Here is a 16,291-nt window from a genome sequence, read left to right on the forward strand (position 1 = left end):
GAGTCCCGTCATGAACCTGCACCAGTTCGCCGAAACCCACGACGTCACCAATCAGCCGCCTTCCCTGGACGGCGCCAACCTGTATCGCATCGATCTGCCGTTGCAGCAGTGGGCGCAACGTTTCGGTGCTGGCTGGGCGCAGGCGCGCATCGATGCCTACGGTGCGCTGGCCGGCGGGCCGTTGATGGAGGCGGGGTTCCTGGCGAACCAGAACAAGCCGGTGTTTGCCAGCCATGACCGTTACGGTCATCGCCTTGACCTGGTGGAATTCCATCCCGCGTATCACCAGTTGATGCGTACGGCCGTCGAGCATGGCCTGCCCAGTTTGCCTTGGGCTCATCCACAACCCGGCGCCCACGTGGCCCGTGCCGCGATGACCTATCTGCACAGCCAGGCCGAGGCCGGCACCGGTTGCCCGTTGACCATGACCTTTGCCAGTGTCCCGGCGCTGCGCTTGCAGCCCGATCTGGCCGAGCGTTGGCTGCCGAAGGTACTCGCCACCGAGTATGACCCGCGCAATGTCGGCCTGGCCCACAAGGCCGGCGTCACCCTGGGCATGGCGATGACCGAAAAGCAGGGCGGCACCGATGTCCGGGCCAACACCACCAAGGCCTATCCGGTGGGCGCCAGCGGGCCGGGCCAGGCGTATGAACTGGTGGGCCACAAATGGTTCTGTTCGGCGCCGATGTGCGACGCCTTCCTCACCCTGGCCCAGACCGATAAGGGCCTGACCTGTTTCCTGCTGCCGCGCCACCGCCCGGACGACACTCGCAATCAGTTCTACATCCAGCGGCTGAAGAACAAGCTGGGCAACTGTTCCAATGCTTCCAGCGAGGTCGAGTTCCGCGGCGCGCTGGCCTGGATGGTCGGTGAAGAAGGGCGCGGCGTGCCGACGATTATCGAAATGGTCGCCATGACCCGCTTCGATTGCATGGTCGGCTCCAGCGCGCTGATGCGCCAGGCATTGACCCAGGCCAGTCATCACTGCGCCCATCGCAAGGTGGGGGGCAAGTTGTTGAGCGAGCAGCCGCTGATGCAGAACGTATTGGCCGACCTGGCGCTGGAAAGCGAGGCCGCGTTGGCCTTGAGCCTGCGCATGGGCCGGGCGCTGGATCACTTGAACGACGAGCACGAGGCCAGGTTCGCCCGGCTGGTGACGGCGGTGGGCAAGTACTGGATTTGCAAACGCGCGCCCGCGATGATCAACGAAGCGGCTGAATGCATGGGCGGTGCCGGCTATGTCGAGGACAGCATCCTGCCGCGCCTGTATCGGGAAGCGCCGGTCAATTCAACCTGGGAAGGCTCCGGCAACGTGCAATGCCTCGACGTGCTAAGGGCCCTGTCCAAGGAGCCCGGTGTGCTGGAGGTGTTGTTCAACGAACTGGGCGACGGCCACGGTGACAAGCGCCTGGCCGGCCATATCAATCAATTGCACGCGGCGTTCAAGGACACTGACGACATCCAGTACCGCGCCCGGCAATTGACCGAAGACATCGCCGTCGGCCTGCAAGCCAAGCTGTTGCTCGAAGCGGGCAACAGCGACGTCAGCGACGCCTTCATCGCCAGCCGCCTCGGCTCCGCGGGCCGCGCCTACGGCACCTTGCCCCGTGGCGTGAATGTAGAGGCCATCGTGGCACGCTCGATCCCGCAAGGGTTCTAAGCCATTCCGGCTCTTGTGGGAGCGAGCCTGCTCGCGATGGCGTCGGCACGTTCAATATCACTGCAAGCTGACCCACCGCTATCGCGAGCTCGCTCCCACAGGGGCCAGTGGTGGACAGGAAACTTGTGGGCCCTTGCAATCAGGGTGGGGTGGCGGCTTGGTCATTACGCCACTGTTCCCGTTCGGCGGCGATGCAGGCAAGATGAAGGCCTGCAAGTCAGAACACAGGAAGCTGATCGTGACCGAAGCGTTTATTGTCGTTCAAACCGCCGAGCAAGCCGTGGATCGCCTGGCGGCCCTGCACGAGCGTGCAACCACTGCGCTGAACCAGGCGCTGATGCGCTATCTCAAGGACCGCATCGAGCCGGATGCCGAGCAACGTGCGCTGTTTCGCTATCCCGCCCTGCGCCTGACCTATCACTGCCACGGAGAGGTCCCGCAAACCACCCGCGCCTACGCCAAGGTGCAGCTGCCGGGCACCTACAGCGTCACCGTCACCCACCCGGCCGCGTTCCGTAAGTACCTGCTGGAGCAGCTGGTCCCCCTGATGCACGACTTTACCGTCACGGTGGAAGTGGGCGTCAGCGAGCAGAACATTCCCTACCCCTACGTGGTAGAACAGGGCGACGAACTGGCCGGTTCCGGCGTGACCGCTGCGGTGCTGGCGCGGGTCTTCCCCAGCACCGACCTGTCGGCCGCCACTGATGGCATTGCTGACGGCCTCTACGACTGGGAAAACACCGATCCGCTGCCCCTGGCGCTGTTCGACGCCGCCCGGGTGGACTTCTCCCTGCGCAGGTTGGTGCATTACACCGGCAGCGACTGGCGCCATGTGCAGCCGTGGATCCTGCTGACCAACTATCACCGCTATGTCGACCAGTTCATCGTCCATGGCCTTGAGCAACTGCGCAGCGATCCGCGCTTCGTGCGCATGGTCCTGCCGGGCAACGTCATTATCGACAAGAACATGGACCACAGCGAAGCGTCGGCCATCGCCGCCGGCGTGGTCTGGCACCGTTACCAGATGCCCGCCTACCACTTGCAGGCCAGCGATGGACACGGCGTCACGCTGGTGAACATCGGCGTCGGCCCGTCCAACGCCAAGAACATCACCGACCACCTGGCGGTACTGCGCCCGCATTGCTGGCTGATGATCGGCCACTGCGGCGGGTTGCGGCAGTCCCAGACCATCGGCGACTACGTGCTGGCCCACGCCTACATGCGCCGCGATGGCATCCTCGACCGGGTGGTGCCGCCGAACATTCCGATTCCGGCCCTGGCCGAAGTCCAGCTGGCCCTCCAGCAAGCGGCGGCGAACATCACTGGCGAAAAGGGCGACGAGCTGAAAAAGCGCCTGCGCACCGGCACCGTACTGACCTACGACGATCGTAACTGGGAGCTGCGCTGGGCCCAGGAGCGTCCGTTGATCAACCTGTCCCGCGCGGTGGCGGTGGACATGGAAAGCGGCACCATCGCCGCCCAGGGTTATCGCTTGCGGGTGCCGTATGGCACGTTGCTGTGTGTCTCGGACAAGCCGTTGCACAGTGAGATCAAGCTGCCGGGTTCGGCCAACGCGTTCTATGAGCGGGCGGTCAACCAGCACCTGAAGATCGGCATCGCCGCGCTGGACCTGTTGCGCACCGAACTCAATTCGTTGCACTCGCGCAAACTGCGCAGCTTCGACGAGCCGCCGTTCCGCTGATTCGACGGTGGTCATTTAACGGTCGGGCCACTAGCATGGGTGGCCCTGACCGCTAGATGTCGTATTCCGCCATGCCCCGTCCGCCACGCCCCACTTCCCGCCGCCCTGGCGCCAAGCCCCCAACGGCCGCCCCACGTCGTGTCGCCAAGGCTCCGCCGGCCGAGCCGAAGTTGATCCTGTTCAACAAGCCTTTCGACGTGCTGACGCAATTCAGCGACGGTGAAGGACGGGCGACGCTCAAGGATTTTATCGACGTACCCGGCATCTACCCGGCCGGGCGACTGGATCGTGACAGCGAAGGGTTGCTGTTGCTGACCAACGATGGGCAACTGCAAGCACGCATTGCCGACCCCAGGCATAAGCTGGCCAAGACCTATTGGGTGCAGGTGGAGGGCGTTCCGAGTGCTGAACAGCTGCAGCGTTTGCGCGATGGGGTGGAATTGAACGACGGCATGACTCTGCCCGCCGAAGCGCGCGCGTTGGACGAGCCGCCATTATGGCCGCGCAATCCGCCGGTGCGTTTTCGTCTCAGTGTGCCCACGAGCTGGTTGGAACTGGTGATTCGCGAAGGGCGCAATCGCCAGGTGCGACGCATGACGGCGGCGGTGGGCTTGCCGACGCTGCGGTTGGTGCGGGTCAGGATCGGCGACTGGACCCTTGAAGGGCTCGATCAGGGCCAGTGGAAAGAAGTGCCGGCGCGCTTATAAAGCCCCGGATTCGATCAGGCCGATCACCGCGCTCTTGATGACGAACGCCGCCACGCCGAGCCCCAGCACGAAAAACAGGATGAACGAGCCGAAGCGCCCGGCCTTGGATTTCTTCGCCAGATCCCAGACGATGAAGCCCATGAAAATGATCAGGATGCTGACCAGGCCGGTCATCATCCACTCTTCGAAAACGGCAGGATCCATCGAAACACTCCGGCGTGGGCGGGGTTGGAAAGGCGGGGCGAGTATACGGCATGGTGCAAGCGCGAGGGATTGGCCTGCGGCGGTGTGTCGCAGCTATTCATCGCCTGGGCTGGCGCCATCGCGAGCAGGNNGCCTGCTCGCGATGGCGGTTTCAACCGCGCAGATGGGTCAACGGCAGCTCAGTGCTGTTGAGCACCTGGTTCAGCACGAAGCTCGAGCGCACGCTGGTCACGCCGTCGATGCGGGTCAGGTGCCCCAGCAGCAGTTTCTGGTAGTGGTCCATGTCCGGCACCACCACCTTGAGCTGGTAGTCGGCGTCCATGCCGGTCACCAGGCTGCACTCCAGCACCTGCGGCAGGTTGCGGATCGCCGCTTCGAAGTTTTCGAAGCGCTCGGGGGTGTGGCGGTCCATGCCGATCAGCACGTAGGCCGTCAGGCTCAAGCCCAGCAGCTTGCGGTCGAGCAGCGCGACCTGGCGGGTGATGTAGCCGTCGTCCTCCAATTGCTTGACCCGCCGCGAGCAAGGCGAGGGTGACAGGCCGATGCGTTCGGCCAGCTCCTGATTGGAAATGCGCGCGTCGCGCTGCAATTCCGCCAGGATACTCAGGTCGTAGCGGTCGAGCTTGCTCATCGGTCGGGCCTTTATCTGGATAATTGCGGAGGATTATCTATCCAGGGTTAAAAATTGCGCAAGCCATGTTTATTTGAACAATCTTCGCAATCTTCTGCCGGCGCCCCACGCCTATTCTTATCACCAGATCACTGCTCGGACAAACAGTCCAGTGCAGCCCGCCCAAACAGGCCGGCTGCGGTCGCGGCACCCACCGGTGCTGGCAGACCCCCGAGCTGCACACGGTCCAGAAGACAGTGTGAGGTGAGCCGACGTCAAAAGCGTCGAGCACGGACTAGATTCTCGAGGGGAGGCCGACGGGCCTCCTTTTTTTATACCTGCGAAATAAACCCCACGGCTGATAACCTGTCGCAGAACCGGCCTGGGGGTTTCCCAGTCTTAACGTCAGGCCCTGAACCGTTGTGAGGAATAACATGAAGTCGCGCATCTGGCGTTTGGCAGGTGTTGGTCTGTTGTGGGCAAGTGTCAGTGCGCAGGGAATGGCCGATGATCAGCAAAACCGTGGTGGTCCGGACGGCGGGCGCGACCATGATGGACGAGGCGGCAACGGCCAGGGTTATTCAGGTCAGCCGCGCTCCCAGAGCAACGAGATCATTCGGGGCGACAACAGTCGGCAGTTCGAGCCGGATGCCCAGCGTCAGGGCGGGCAAGACTACAATCGGCCCCCTCACGACCCCAATGGTAACGGTCGCCCGCCGCAGCAGCCGGGCAATAACCTGCCGATCCAGGGGCGTCCCGACAGTGTGACCCAGACCCGGGAGCCGCAACCGGGCTATTACCGCGATATTCCCCGCCGCAATGATGGCTATCCCAATGGTGGCCCCCGTCCGAGCCATGACCATCGCCCCGACCCGCACTGGGCTGGTCGCCCGGATGGCCATGGCAATGGCTGGGGCGCCGGGCCGCAGTATCGTCCCGGCTATGTGATCGACCGTTTCCCGGATCGCAACTACCGTGTGCCTTACCGCGGCCAGGATTATTTCTACTCGGGCGGCTACTGGTATCGCCCTCAAGGGCCGCGCTATGTCGTGGTCGAGCCGCCACGGGGCATCCGTACCCGTTACCTGCCCGATTACGCCAGGGAAGTGTGGATTGGCAGCTCGCTGTTCTTCCTCGCCGCCGGGGCCTATTACGTCTATGAAGCCAATACCCAGGATTACGTCGTGGTCGACGCGCCGGCGGCCAACCCGCAACCCCAGCCCCAGGGCAACAGTTTTGATGTGGTGGCGTACCCGGCCAACGGCCAGTCGCCCGAGCAAGTCAACCAGGATGGCTACGACTGTTATCGCTGGGCGGTGCAGCAGAGCGGTTTTGATCCCCGCAGCTACACCTACCCACCGGCGCCGGAAGTGGTGCAAACCTATCGTCAGGCCCAGGGGAGTTGCTTGAGCAGTCGTGGGTATCAGGTGAGTTACTGAGGTCTGGTTTGTTCAGTGGAGAAGGGCTTGGCTGCTTGATGCCACCACAGGTATCAAGGCTCATCAATCCTTGCGTGCTTGACCACTTCCGACGGGTCGGCATGCACCAGCACTTCAGTTTTCGGATAAGCACGATGAATGGCGTCGGCGGCCTGGTCGCTGATGCCGTGGGCCACTGACAGGGTCAGCTCGCCCGGCAGCTCCAGGTGCAGTTGCACGAACCAGTGGTTGCCGGAGATCCGCGTGCGCAGGTCATGGGCACCCAGCACACCGGGCACGGCGCACGCCAGTTCAAGCATGTGCTGGCTGACGTTGGGCGGCAGTTCTTCATCCATCAGCACCGCGAAGCTTTCCCGGCCGATCTGGATGGCGCTCCACAGAATGTACACGGCGATGCCCAGGCCGAACCAGGCGTCCAGTTGATACCAGCCGAACCCGGCCAGTACCAGGGCGACCAGGATGCTGCCGTTAAGCAACAGGTCGGAGCGATAGTGCAGTGAGTCGGCGCGCACGGCGTTGGAGCCGGTGGCGCGGACCACCCGATGTTGCAGCGCCAGCAATGCCACGGTCAGGGCCAGGGAAAACACGATCACCCCGACACTGACCCAGGGGGCATCCACCGGCACAGGCTGTTTCAAACGCTCGAACGCCTGCAGGGCTATCAACACGGCGCTGCCACCGATGAACAGCGCCTGGGCCATGCCGGCCAGGGATTCGGCCTTGCCGTGGCCGTAGCGATGGTCATCGTCGGCGGGGCGCAGGGCGTAATGCACCGCCAGCAGATTGAGCAGCGAGGTGACGCCGTCCAGTGCCGAATCGGTCAGCCCGGCGAGCATGCTCACCGAACCGCTCAGCCACCAGGCCAGCGCCTTGGCGACAATCAGGATCAACGCCACGGCCACCGAGGCGCGGGTGGCCAGGCGCAGCAGGCGCGCGTGTTCGGTCGCCGAGGTCATTACGCGGTCATTCCTTCAGTAGCGTCCATTACGCGGCGGGCTTGAGCCCGAGCGCAGCCAGTTGCTGCGCGCTGCCCTTGTGCTGGATCAACCGTGGATCGTCCAGCGGGAAGCTGCGGCCCAGTTCGCTTTCGAGAATGGCTTGCAGCTTGTGATTATCGACGCTGCCGTCGGCGTTGATGGCCGGCTTGAGCTTTTCCGGTGCGATCTGGGCGGTCTTGCCCGGTTCGAAGTAAATGGCCCCGGTGGCGAAGTCCACCGCGAAGGCGACCAGGCCAGGAATGATGTAGAACAGCAGGCCGACGGCGTCGAGCGCGGCAATCGCCGGGTCGATCTTGCCGTCGATCTGGCCGCGGCGGTCCGGGTAGAAGATCGAGCCGCAGGCGCTGATCTGGGTCAGCAGGGTGGCGACCAATACGCCGCCGATCACGCGAAAGGGAATACGCATCACAATCTCCTGAGCAGGTAAAGGCATTGCTGGTTGGAGTCCAGACCACGCCAAACAGTTCGCCGTTATACTCGGCCCTCTGTTTTGGAGCCAGCATGATTTCTTTGCCGATTGATGAAGTTTTACCCGCCCTGCGTCAAGCCTTGGCATCGCGCCACGAAGCCGTGCTCGAAGCACCGCCCGGTGCCGGTAAAACCACCCGCGTGCCCTTGGCACTGCTGAACGAGCCCTGGCTGGCCGGGCAGACCATCCTGATGCTCGAACCCCGGCGTCTGGCGGCACGGGCAGCGGCCGAGCGACTGGCCAGCGAGCTGGGGGAAAAGGTCGGCGAAACAGTCGGCTATCGGATTCGCCTGGACAGCAAGGTCGGCCCCAGGACCCGCATTGAAGTGGTCACCGAAGGCATCCTCACCCGCCGCTTGCAGGACGATCCGGCACTGGACGGCGTGGGTTTGCTGATTTTCGATGAGTTCCACGAACGCAGCCTCGACGCCGACCTGGCCTTGGCCTTGAGCCTCAATGGCCGGGAGTTGTTTCGCGAAGACCTGCCGCTGAAGATCCTGCTGATGTCCGCGACCCTCGAAGGCGAGCGCTTGGCCGGGCTGCTGGACGATGCGCCGATCCTGCGCAGCGAAGGGCGCATGTTTCCGGTGACGGTGCGCTGGGGCCGCCCGTTCCAGCCCGGTGAGTTCATCGAGCCGCGCCTGGTGCAGACCGTGCTGGAAGCACTGCACGATGAAACCGGCAGCGTGCTGGTGTTCTTGCCTGGGCAGGCGGAGATCCGCCGGGTCCATCAGCAACTGGCCGATGCCTTGGGCGAGGGCGGCAACGTCTTGCTGTGTCCGTTGCACGGCGAACTGGACCTGGCGGCCCAGCGCGCTGCTATCGACCCGGCGCCACCCGGTCAGCGCAAAGTGGTGCTGGCCACCAACATCGCCGAAACCAGCCTGACCATCAATGGCGTGCGGGTGGTGATTGATGCTGGCCTGGCCCGGGTCCCGCGTTTTGACCCGGGCAGCGGCATGACCCGTCTCGACACCCAGCGCATCTCCCGCGCCAGCGCTACCCAGCGGGCCGGCCGGGCCGGGCGTCTGGAACCGGGGGTGTGTTATCGGTTGTGGTCCGAAGACCAGCACGAGCAACTGGCCGCTTATGGCAGCGCGGAAATCCTTTCGGCTGACCTGGCCGGGTTGGCTCTGCAACTGGGGCGCTGGGGCGTGACGCCGCAGCAACTGGTCTGGCTCGACATCCCGCCGGCCGCCGCTTACGCCCAGGCTCAGGAGCTGCTGCAACGTCTGGGGGCACTGGACGGCGAACAACTGACGCGCCACGGTCAGGCCATGGCCGAACTGCCGGCGCACCCGCGCATCGCCCATTTGTTGCTGCGGGGGCAGGCGCTGGGGTTGGCAGACATGGCCTGCAACGTCGCCGCGTTGTTGGGCGAGCGCGACATTCTCCGGGGCGCTGGCGCGGATCTGCACAGTCGCCTTGCCCTGCTATCGGGTGAGGAACGGGCCGCGCGGGGCGCCCAGGGCGCAGTGCAGCGGGCGCGTCAGTTGGCCCGGCAATACCGCGGCTACCTGCGGGGCAAAGCTGAAGAGGCCGTTGCCGACCCGGATCATCCGCGCTGGCTCGGCGCCTTGCTGGCGTTGGCCTATCCGGATCGTGTCGCGCAACAGCGGCGTCCCGGCGGGGCGGAGTATCGGCTGGCCAACCGCCGGGCGGCGCTGTTTGCCGAGGCCGACAGCCTGATGAAACAAACGTGGCTGGTGATCGCCGACCTGGGCAGCCGCCAGGGCCAGCGCGAGGAGCGCATTTACCTGGCGACGGATTTCGACCCGGCGCTGTTCGATTCGGTACTGGCCGAGCAAGTGCGCACGGTGGATCAACTGGATTGGGACGAGCGCGAAGGCGTGCTGCGCGCCGAGCGTCAGCGCAAGGTTGGCGAACTGGTGCTCAGCCGCGAGCCGCTGACCGGCCTGGATGAGTCAGCGCGCAGCCAGGCGTTGGTGAATCTGGTACGGCGCAAGGGTCTGGAGCTGTTGCCCTGGACTCCGGAGCTGCGACAGTGGCAGGCGCGAGTGGCGCTGTTGCGCCGGCTCGATCTGGACGCCAAGGGCGAAAGCGAATGGCCGGACGTCAGCGATAGCGCCTTGCTGGACAGTCTTGAGCATTGGTTGATGCCGTATCTGGGCCGCGTCTCGCGTCTCAGCCATTTCGCCAACCTGGACGTGTCGAGCTTCGTTCACAACCTGCTGCCCTGGCCCTTGCCGAAACGCCTGGATGAACTGGCGCCCCATCACCTGAGCGTGCCCTCGGGTTCTTCCATTCGTCTGGACTACAGCGAGCATCCACCGATTCTCGCGGTGCGCTTGCAGGAACTCTTCGGCCTGGCCGACACCCCGCGCATCGCCGGCGGGCGCCAGGCGGTCAAGCTGCACCTGTTGTCACCGGCCCGCCGACCGGTGCAGGTGACCCAGGACCTGGCGAACTTCTGGCGCAGCACCTATGCCGAGGTGAAGAAGGACCTCAAAGGGCGTTATCCCAAGCATTACTGGCCGGATGATCCGTTGGTGGCGGAGGCGACGGCGCGGGTGAAGCCGAGGAGGTGAGCCGGGGGCAGTTTCTGGACATGAAATAGCGAAGCTGTGGGAGCGGGCTTGCTCGCGAAGGCGTCAGCATATTCAACAATCAGATGACCGGAAAACCGCTTTCGCGAGCAAGCCCGCTCCCACATTTCCTGGCGGCGGCGACATTCAGGTCACGGCGTAGCCGGCAACAAGAACCGCGCAATCACCGGCAAATGATCGGAGATGCGCAGCGTATCGTCTTGCCGCACCTGGGCCTCGACCCGCTTGATCCGTGGGCTGTAGAACAGGTAGTCGACGGTGCGGTCGGGGCCGTTGAGGCCGGGGTCGTTCGGGTAGTGGGTCAGCCAGTGCGCGCGGTCGATGCCGCTGGCCTCGTTGTTGGTGGGGATCATCGGGTACTTGTCCCACAGCAGGTGCAGCGGGCTGTCGACGGAATAGGGCCTGCGTTGTTCGACCGGCAGGCGCCGGTATTGGCCCAGGGGCAGCAGGTTGAAGTCGCCGCCGATCAGCCACGGCGTGCCGGAAGATTCGAGTTTGTCCAAGGCCTTGGCGACGGCGGCAACCTGTTCGGGTAGGGTTTCGTCCGGCTCGGTGGCGCGCTCCAGGTGGGTGTTGAGCACCGCCAACTGGCCGCCATTGCTCAGCGCCAGATAGCTCGCCAGCACGGCATTCTTCGGCTGGAACTGGCGGCTGATGAGGTTGGCCTCGGCCACCGGCAGTTGCACCCGTTCGGCGTGATCGATGCGATAGCGGCTCAGCGTCGCCAATTGTCGGCCGACGCTGCCGAACACGTGCGGGTTGGGGATGAAATCGGCTTTCCAGTCGAAGGCGCTGGCGCTGCACGGATAGAGATCGGCCAGACGCTCCTGCAACAGCTTGAGTTGATCCTGGTAGTCGCTGGCCTTGGCGCCGTTGTCCAGTTCCTGGAGCAACACGACGTCCGGTTGCTCGTCGCGGATGACCCGCGCCACTTCGTCAAGGCTGAAGGCCATGTCTTCCAGGGTCGGGCTTTCATCGTCGCCCTGGGCCAGGTCGTGCCAGAACACGTAGCGCTTGCCGGCCAGGAACTGCACGTTCCAGGTCATCACCTTCAAGGCCTGGCCGGGCACCAGCGGGGCGGTGTTGGCGGCACAACTGACCGGCAGCGTTTCCCGGGGTTGTGGACGCCAGGTCAAGCCGTAGATCGCCAGGGCGGCCAGGCTCAGGGTCAACAGCAGGCCCAGCAGGGTGTAGCGCAATAGACGGGTCATGGCTCAGCTTATGGGCGAACGCAAAGTGATCCCGAGCATAACCGAGAGCGGTTCCCAAGCCCAAGCCCGGGGCCAGCGCCGTGTGGTCAGCGGGTGCCGGGCTTTGCTTCGATCAGCATGAATATTCGGAACAGCACCACGCTGGTGAACAATTGCAGGAAGCTGTGGACGCTGTCGATCAGCAGGCTGAGCACCGGGTTCTGCGACGGTGGATACGCCGAGAGACTGGCACCCTTGAGCAGCCAAAGTGGCGCCATCACGCAGAGAATGCACAGCAGGATCCGCCAGAAATTGCCACGGCTCATGTTCAGGCTTTCCTTCATGGCGGCCAGTGGCGTCAGACCCCTGAGCACCAGCAGGTATTCGCTGAAGGCCAAGGTCACCATCAGCCACAGGCCTGGCAGGAAGTACAGGGAAATGCCCACCAGGATCAGCAGCGTATTGAGCGCGGTGAGCAAGGCAAAACGCGGCCACAGGGTCAGGGCCGTGGCGAGCAGGTCTCGCGGGCGTGGCGATTCGCCGCGGCTGCGGGCGTCGAGAAACAGGATCAACGCGGCGGTGTAGAGCGGATACACCAGCAGCCCGACGATCACGCTGTAGCCAGGAAAGCCTTCCGGGCCGACGGCGCTGTCCACGCCTTGCTGCAGCACCGCCTCAAGTATCACCAGTGGCAGACACAGCTGGGCGATCCGGCCCAGATGGCGCTTGAAGAAATACAAAGAGTCGCGCAGCACGTCAAACGGATTCATGGGTCGGTATCGCAGGTCAAAAAGCGGTCCGACACTCTAACCGATCAAGCGCCCGCACAAGAAACGTAAACATCTGGTAAAGACCATTGAAACCCGTCTGGCGGGCCCCATTACTGACGAGCACCGGTCTTGGTGATCGGAATGGTTTTCTACCCGGCAATCTGATGAGGTCGCCATGAACAGCGAAGAACAAACCCTGATCGATGGACTGTTTTCACGGCTGCAACAGGCCGAAAAGGATTCAGCCCCGCGCGACGCCCAGGCCGAGGCGCGGATCAAGGAACACCTGGCGAGCCAGCCCGCCGCGGGCTATTTCATGGCCCAGGCGATTCTGGTGCAAGAGGCTGCGATCAAGCGTCTCGATGAACAGAACAAGCAACTTGGCCAGCAAGTCGAGCAATTGCAGGCCGAACTGCAACAGGCGCGGAGCCAGACATCGGCACCTGCCAGCGGCGGCGGCTTTCTTTCAAGCATTTTCGGTGGCGGCAACCGTGATTCACGTCCCGCCAGTCCTCCGCCATCCAGCGGTGGCGGTTGGCGCGAACCGGCACGGTCGTCTTTCAACGCTGCGCCCCAGCAAGGCTTCGGCGCGCCGCAAGGCAATTATGCCGCGCCGCCCCAGCAGGCCCCTGCTGCGAACAGCTTCCTGGGCGGCGCCCTGAAAACCGCGGCCGGCGTGGCCGGGGGCGTGATGCTCGCCCAAGGCATCAGCAGCTTGTTTCACAGCGGCCAGCAGCCTCAGGAGATCGTCGAGATTCTCAAGGAGGAACCGGCTCAACCGGTAAACGACGCCGGCAACGGCGCTGACAATGGTTGGAGCGATGACCAGCGGGTGGCCGATAACGGTGCCTACGGCAACGATTCGGCTGGCTTCAGCGACGCGGACTACAGCGACGACTCCTCCCTCTTCAGCGACGACGACTCCTTCGTCTGACCTGCCATTCGTCCGGGGCGCCCTGGCGCCTCGGACCGATTATTCGCGGAACATTCCTCTTGGCTGGCATACTGAGCGACTTTTCGGGCCTGATGGCCTGCGCTTGTGCATCCATGAGGAAACGCGGTGAAGAAAATTGCAGTGTTCGCCGATGTCCAGAACCTCTACTACACCGTGCGCCAGGCCTATGGTTGCCATTTCAACTACGCCGCGCTATGGGCCGATGTCAGCAAGCAGGGGCAGATCGTCGAGGCCTATGCCTACGCGATCGATCGTGGCGACAGCAAACAGCAGCAGTTCCAGCAGATCCTGCGCAACCTGGGTTTCATCGTGAAGCTCAAGCCCTATATCCAGCGCAGCGACGGCTCGGCCAAGGGCGACTGGGACGTGGGCATCACGCTGGACATCATGGACGCCGCCGACCATGTCGACGAAGTGGTGCTGGCCTCCGGTGACGGTGACTTCGACATGCTGCTCGAACGCATCATCAGCAAGCACGGCGTGCAGGCCGTGGCCTACGGCGTGCCTGGGCTGACCGCCAACTCGCTGATCCGCGCCGCCAGCCGCTACGTGCCCATCGAAGGCGCGTTGCTGCTCAAGAATTGATTTTTACGGAGTTCAGACAGGTTTGGAACGCATCGCAGTCATCGACTTTGAAACCACCGGCATCACCCCGAGCAGCAGTTGCCGGGCCACCGAAATCGCCGTGGTCATCCTCGAACGTGGCCAGATTGTCGACCGTTACCAGAGCTTGATGAACGCTGGCGTGCGAGTGCCGTCCTTCATCGAGCAACTGACCGGCATCAGCAATGCCATGCTGCGCAGCGCCCCGCCGGCGGACAGGGTGATGAACGAGGTCAATGAGTTCGTCGGCATCACGCCGCTGCTGGCCCATAACGCCGCGTTCGACCAGAAGTTCTGGGATTTCGAGCTGGGCCGCATCAAGCGCACACGCCTGCAGAACTTCGCCTGCTCGTTATTGCTGGCCCGGCGCCTGATGCCGGCGGCGCCGAACCACAAGCTCGGCACCCTCAACACGTTCGCCGGCCTGCCCCACACCGGCCAGGCGCACCGGGCCATGGCCGACGCCGAAATGGCCGCCAACCTCACCGCGCACCTGGCCTCGGAACTGCGGCAAAAGCATGGACTGCGGGAGTTGTCTCATGACCTGCTGTGCAGTTTGCAGAAAGTGCCGGCGGCGAAGATCAGTGAGCATTTGAAGCGGCATCGAGCTGTATGAACCGTAAGAATTCGCAATCATGGTGGGTCAGTCAATACCTTGTAGGCTGATCCAATTAGACACAAGACATCTCAACTGCGTTGCGACTCCTGAATAGTGCCCGTCGCTGCCGCTGGCGAGGATCTTAGGGTTGCTGCTCTGGTTTGTATTGCTCCGGTAGCTATTTTTGAGCCGTCATTCTCTCGTGTTTTTCTGAATAACGACTGTTCGACCATGGTGTCGAAGACTCGTCGGCTGTGCGGCACTTTGCGAAGCACAGGTATCGCCTACCAACCATCTCGCCAAATTGAATAGAGTCTTTTCGCTCATAAGAGCTGAACCATTTGGTTGTGAGAATTTTCTGTAAGTCTTTTTTCTCTGGCTTGTAGCCTTACTCTCTTTTTTGATTTGCTTAGCCCTTACCCTCGACAACCGTGATGTAGATGATAGCTTCAATGGACAGCTTACAAATGGCTAGGCCAACGATCATCGCGAGCGGAACATTGAGCAACGGGTTATGTGGCTCGCAATTGTACCTTCTGTATTTATGAATATAGAAGGAGCTCTTCATTATTTCTGATTTCCGAAAGAGGAACTGACAATGAGCGAGTACCCGGATGCATCTAATTCTCCACCCGTATCTACTTTGGGTGTCGTACCTCTAACTATGTTGGCGCAAACAATAAGAGCTGACAGGTATGGAGCACCAAAAGACGCCTTTGTTATGGAACGGGTGGCTGTACCAGAACTCGATGTTGATGAATGTTTAATCCGGGTGATGGCTGCGGGCGTAAATCATAATGGCATTTGGGCTGCCCTCGGACACCCTATCGACGTAATTAGTGCACACAAAAAACGCGACGAAGACCATGATTTCCATATTGCTGGGTCCGATGCGTCGGGGATTGTCGTAGCGATAGGGCGAGATGTTGTTGATGTGGCCATTGGTGATGAGGTTGTCGTGCATTGTGGCTGGTGGGATTGCGATGCAGTAGCCGATGAAATCATGGATAAGTCGGCGAAGATCTGGGGCTACGAGATCAACTTTGGCGCATTCGCTGAGTACGCCAGGGTCAAGAGTCAAGCCATTCTGCCCAAGCCTATGCAATTGAGCTGGGAAGAAGCGGCCTCTTATATGCTATGCGGAGCGACGGCCTATCGGATGTTGCACGGTTTCGCCCCTCATACGGTGAAACGCGGTGATGTGGTGCTGATCTGGGGCGGCAGCGGTGGAATGGGATCAATGGCTATTCAGCTTGTTAACGCTGCCGGAGCCATACCTATTGCTGTAGTCAGTAGCGACGAAAAGGCCACCTATTGTCGGGGAATTGGAGCCAAAGGTACTATCAATCGACACGATTACAGACACTGGGGTGGGCTGGATAATATAGAGGATCCAGAAAATTATATTCGTTGGCTTGCAGAAGCTCGCCGATTTCAGAAGGAAATTTGGCGTTTGGTCGGCGAACGTAAATGCCCTCAGATTGTAATAGAGCATCCAGGCGAAGATACTTTTCCAACCTCATCATATGTGTGTGCTCCGGGTGGGATGGTAGTTATCTGTGCTGGTACCAGTGGTTACAAGGGAACGTTTGATATCCGTTATCACTGGATGCGACAAAAACGATTGCAAGGTTCGCATTTTGCCAATCGAACTCAGTGTCGTGAGTTTAATAGCTTAATTGAGCGAGGCTTGGTTAAGCCTTGCCTGACCCGCTCGTTTGATTTTGAAGATCTTCCAGAAGCTCACCAAATCATGTTTGAAAATCGAGAGCCAGTGGGAAATTTTGTTATTCGCATCGGTAGTCGCTCGGAGTCTTAA

At 62.2% G+C, this 16,291-nt stretch carries 15 protein-coding genes; 9 read left to right on the top strand and 6 right to left on the bottom strand.

Annotation, left to right across the window (positions count from 1 at the left end; all coding sequences use genetic code 11):
- Positions 1–10: 10 nt before the first annotated feature.
- The 3 genes from J7E36_RS16235 (at position 11) to J7E36_RS16245 (ending at position 4,069) form a co-directional block, all read left to right on the top strand.
- Positions 11–1,660 (top strand): acyl-CoA dehydrogenase family protein, encoded by a 1,650-nt coding sequence (locus J7E36_RS16235; protein ID WP_215004656.1) that lies wholly within the window; start codon positions 11–13, stop codon positions 1,658–1,660.
- A gap of 202 nt (positions 1,661–1,862) precedes the next feature.
- Positions 1,863–3,362 (top strand): AMP nucleosidase, encoded by a 1,500-nt coding sequence (amn, locus tag J7E36_RS16240; RefSeq protein WP_215004721.1) that lies wholly within the window; start codon positions 1,863–1,865, stop codon positions 3,360–3,362.
- Between the two features lie 71 nt (positions 3,363–3,433).
- Positions 3,434–4,069 carry a pseudouridine synthase gene (locus J7E36_RS16245; protein ID WP_231286379.1) on the top strand — a complete coding sequence of 212 codons (636 nt, stop codon included), beginning with the start codon at positions 3,434–3,436 and terminating at the stop codon, positions 4,067–4,069.
- Here the strand turns inward: J7E36_RS16245 and J7E36_RS16250 are convergent.
- Entirely contained in the window at positions 4,064–4,273 is a 210-nt protein-coding gene (locus tag J7E36_RS16250) for a DUF2788 domain-containing protein (protein ID WP_215004661.1), read from the bottom strand. The two genes, J7E36_RS16245 and J7E36_RS16250, sit on opposite strands and share 6 nt — an antisense overlap.
- Positions 4,274–4,424: 151 nt before the next feature.
- Positions 4,425–4,904, bottom strand: a complete 480-nt coding sequence (locus J7E36_RS16255) for an Lrp/AsnC family transcriptional regulator (protein WP_215004664.1) — start codon at positions 4,902–4,904, stop codon at positions 4,425–4,427.
- 413 nt (positions 4,905–5,317) lie between these two features.
- Here J7E36_RS16255 and J7E36_RS16260 point away from each other — a divergent pair, with 413 nt between their 5' ends.
- Complete coding sequence (locus J7E36_RS16260; RefSeq protein ID WP_215004667.1) at positions 5,318–6,322, top strand: DUF6515 family protein; 1,005 nt, start codon at positions 5,318–5,320, stop codon at positions 6,320–6,322.
- A gap of 53 nt (positions 6,323–6,375) precedes the next feature.
- On the opposite strand, the gene J7E36_RS16265 is transcribed toward J7E36_RS16260, so the two are convergent.
- Together J7E36_RS16265 and J7E36_RS16270 are read right to left on the bottom strand one after the other, a co-directional pair.
- Positions 6,376–7,278, bottom strand: a complete 903-nt coding sequence (locus J7E36_RS16265; RefSeq protein ID WP_215004670.1) for a cation diffusion facilitator family transporter — start codon at positions 7,276–7,278, stop codon at positions 6,376–6,378.
- A 28-nt stretch (positions 7,279–7,306) separates the two neighbouring features.
- Positions 7,307–7,726 carry a polyribonucleotide nucleotidyltransferase gene (locus J7E36_RS16270; RefSeq protein WP_215004673.1) on the bottom strand — a complete coding sequence of 140 codons (420 nt, stop codon included), beginning with the start codon at positions 7,724–7,726 and terminating at the stop codon, positions 7,307–7,309.
- Positions 7,727–7,821: 95 nt separating this feature from the next.
- Between J7E36_RS16270 and hrpB the strand changes: the two genes are divergently transcribed.
- Complete coding sequence (gene hrpB / locus J7E36_RS16275; protein WP_215004675.1) at positions 7,822–10,338, top strand: ATP-dependent helicase HrpB; 2,517 nt, start codon at positions 7,822–7,824, stop codon at positions 10,336–10,338.
- A 149-nt stretch (positions 10,339–10,487) separates the two neighbouring features.
- Here the strand turns inward: hrpB and J7E36_RS16280 are convergent, their stop codons facing one another.
- Both J7E36_RS16280 and J7E36_RS16285 read right to left on the bottom strand, forming a co-directional pair.
- Positions 10,488–11,567: an endonuclease/exonuclease/phosphatase family protein gene (locus tag J7E36_RS16280; RefSeq protein WP_215004678.1), complete on the bottom strand. Its 1,080-nt coding sequence runs from the start codon at positions 11,565–11,567 to the stop codon at positions 10,488–10,490.
- Positions 11,568–11,653: 86 nt separating this feature from the next.
- On the bottom strand, positions 11,654–12,316 hold the full coding sequence (locus J7E36_RS16285; protein ID WP_215004681.1) for a YciC family protein: 663 nt from the start codon (positions 12,314–12,316) through the stop codon (positions 11,654–11,656).
- Between the two features lie 175 nt (positions 12,317–12,491).
- Here J7E36_RS16285 and J7E36_RS16290 point away from each other — a divergent pair, with 175 nt between their 5' ends.
- The 4 genes from J7E36_RS16290 to ccrA all read left to right on the top strand — a co-directional run bounded on the left by J7E36_RS16290 (position 12,492) and on the right by ccrA (position 16,291).
- Complete coding sequence (locus J7E36_RS16290; RefSeq protein WP_215004683.1) at positions 12,492–13,250, top strand: DUF2076 domain-containing protein; 759 nt, start codon at positions 12,492–12,494, stop codon at positions 13,248–13,250.
- Between the two features lie 126 nt (positions 13,251–13,376).
- Positions 13,377–13,856, top strand: coding sequence for an NYN domain-containing protein (locus J7E36_RS16295; protein ID WP_008012653.1), 480 nt, complete (start codon positions 13,377–13,379; stop codon positions 13,854–13,856).
- 22 nt (positions 13,857–13,878) lie between these two features.
- Positions 13,879–14,490 carry a 3'-5' exonuclease gene (locus tag J7E36_RS16300; protein WP_215004686.1) on the top strand — a complete coding sequence of 204 codons (612 nt, stop codon included), beginning with the start codon at positions 13,879–13,881 and terminating at the stop codon, positions 14,488–14,490.
- Between the two features lie 580 nt (positions 14,491–15,070).
- Positions 15,071–16,291: a crotonyl-CoA carboxylase/reductase gene (gene ccrA, locus J7E36_RS16305; protein WP_215004689.1), complete on the top strand. Its 1,221-nt coding sequence runs from the start codon at positions 15,071–15,073 to the stop codon at positions 16,289–16,291.

Origin of the sequence: Pseudomonas fluorescens (assembly GCF_018614775.1) — a bacterium.
GTDB lineage: Bacteria > Pseudomonadota > Gammaproteobacteria > Pseudomonadales > Pseudomonadaceae > Aquipseudomonas > Aquipseudomonas fluorescens_BY.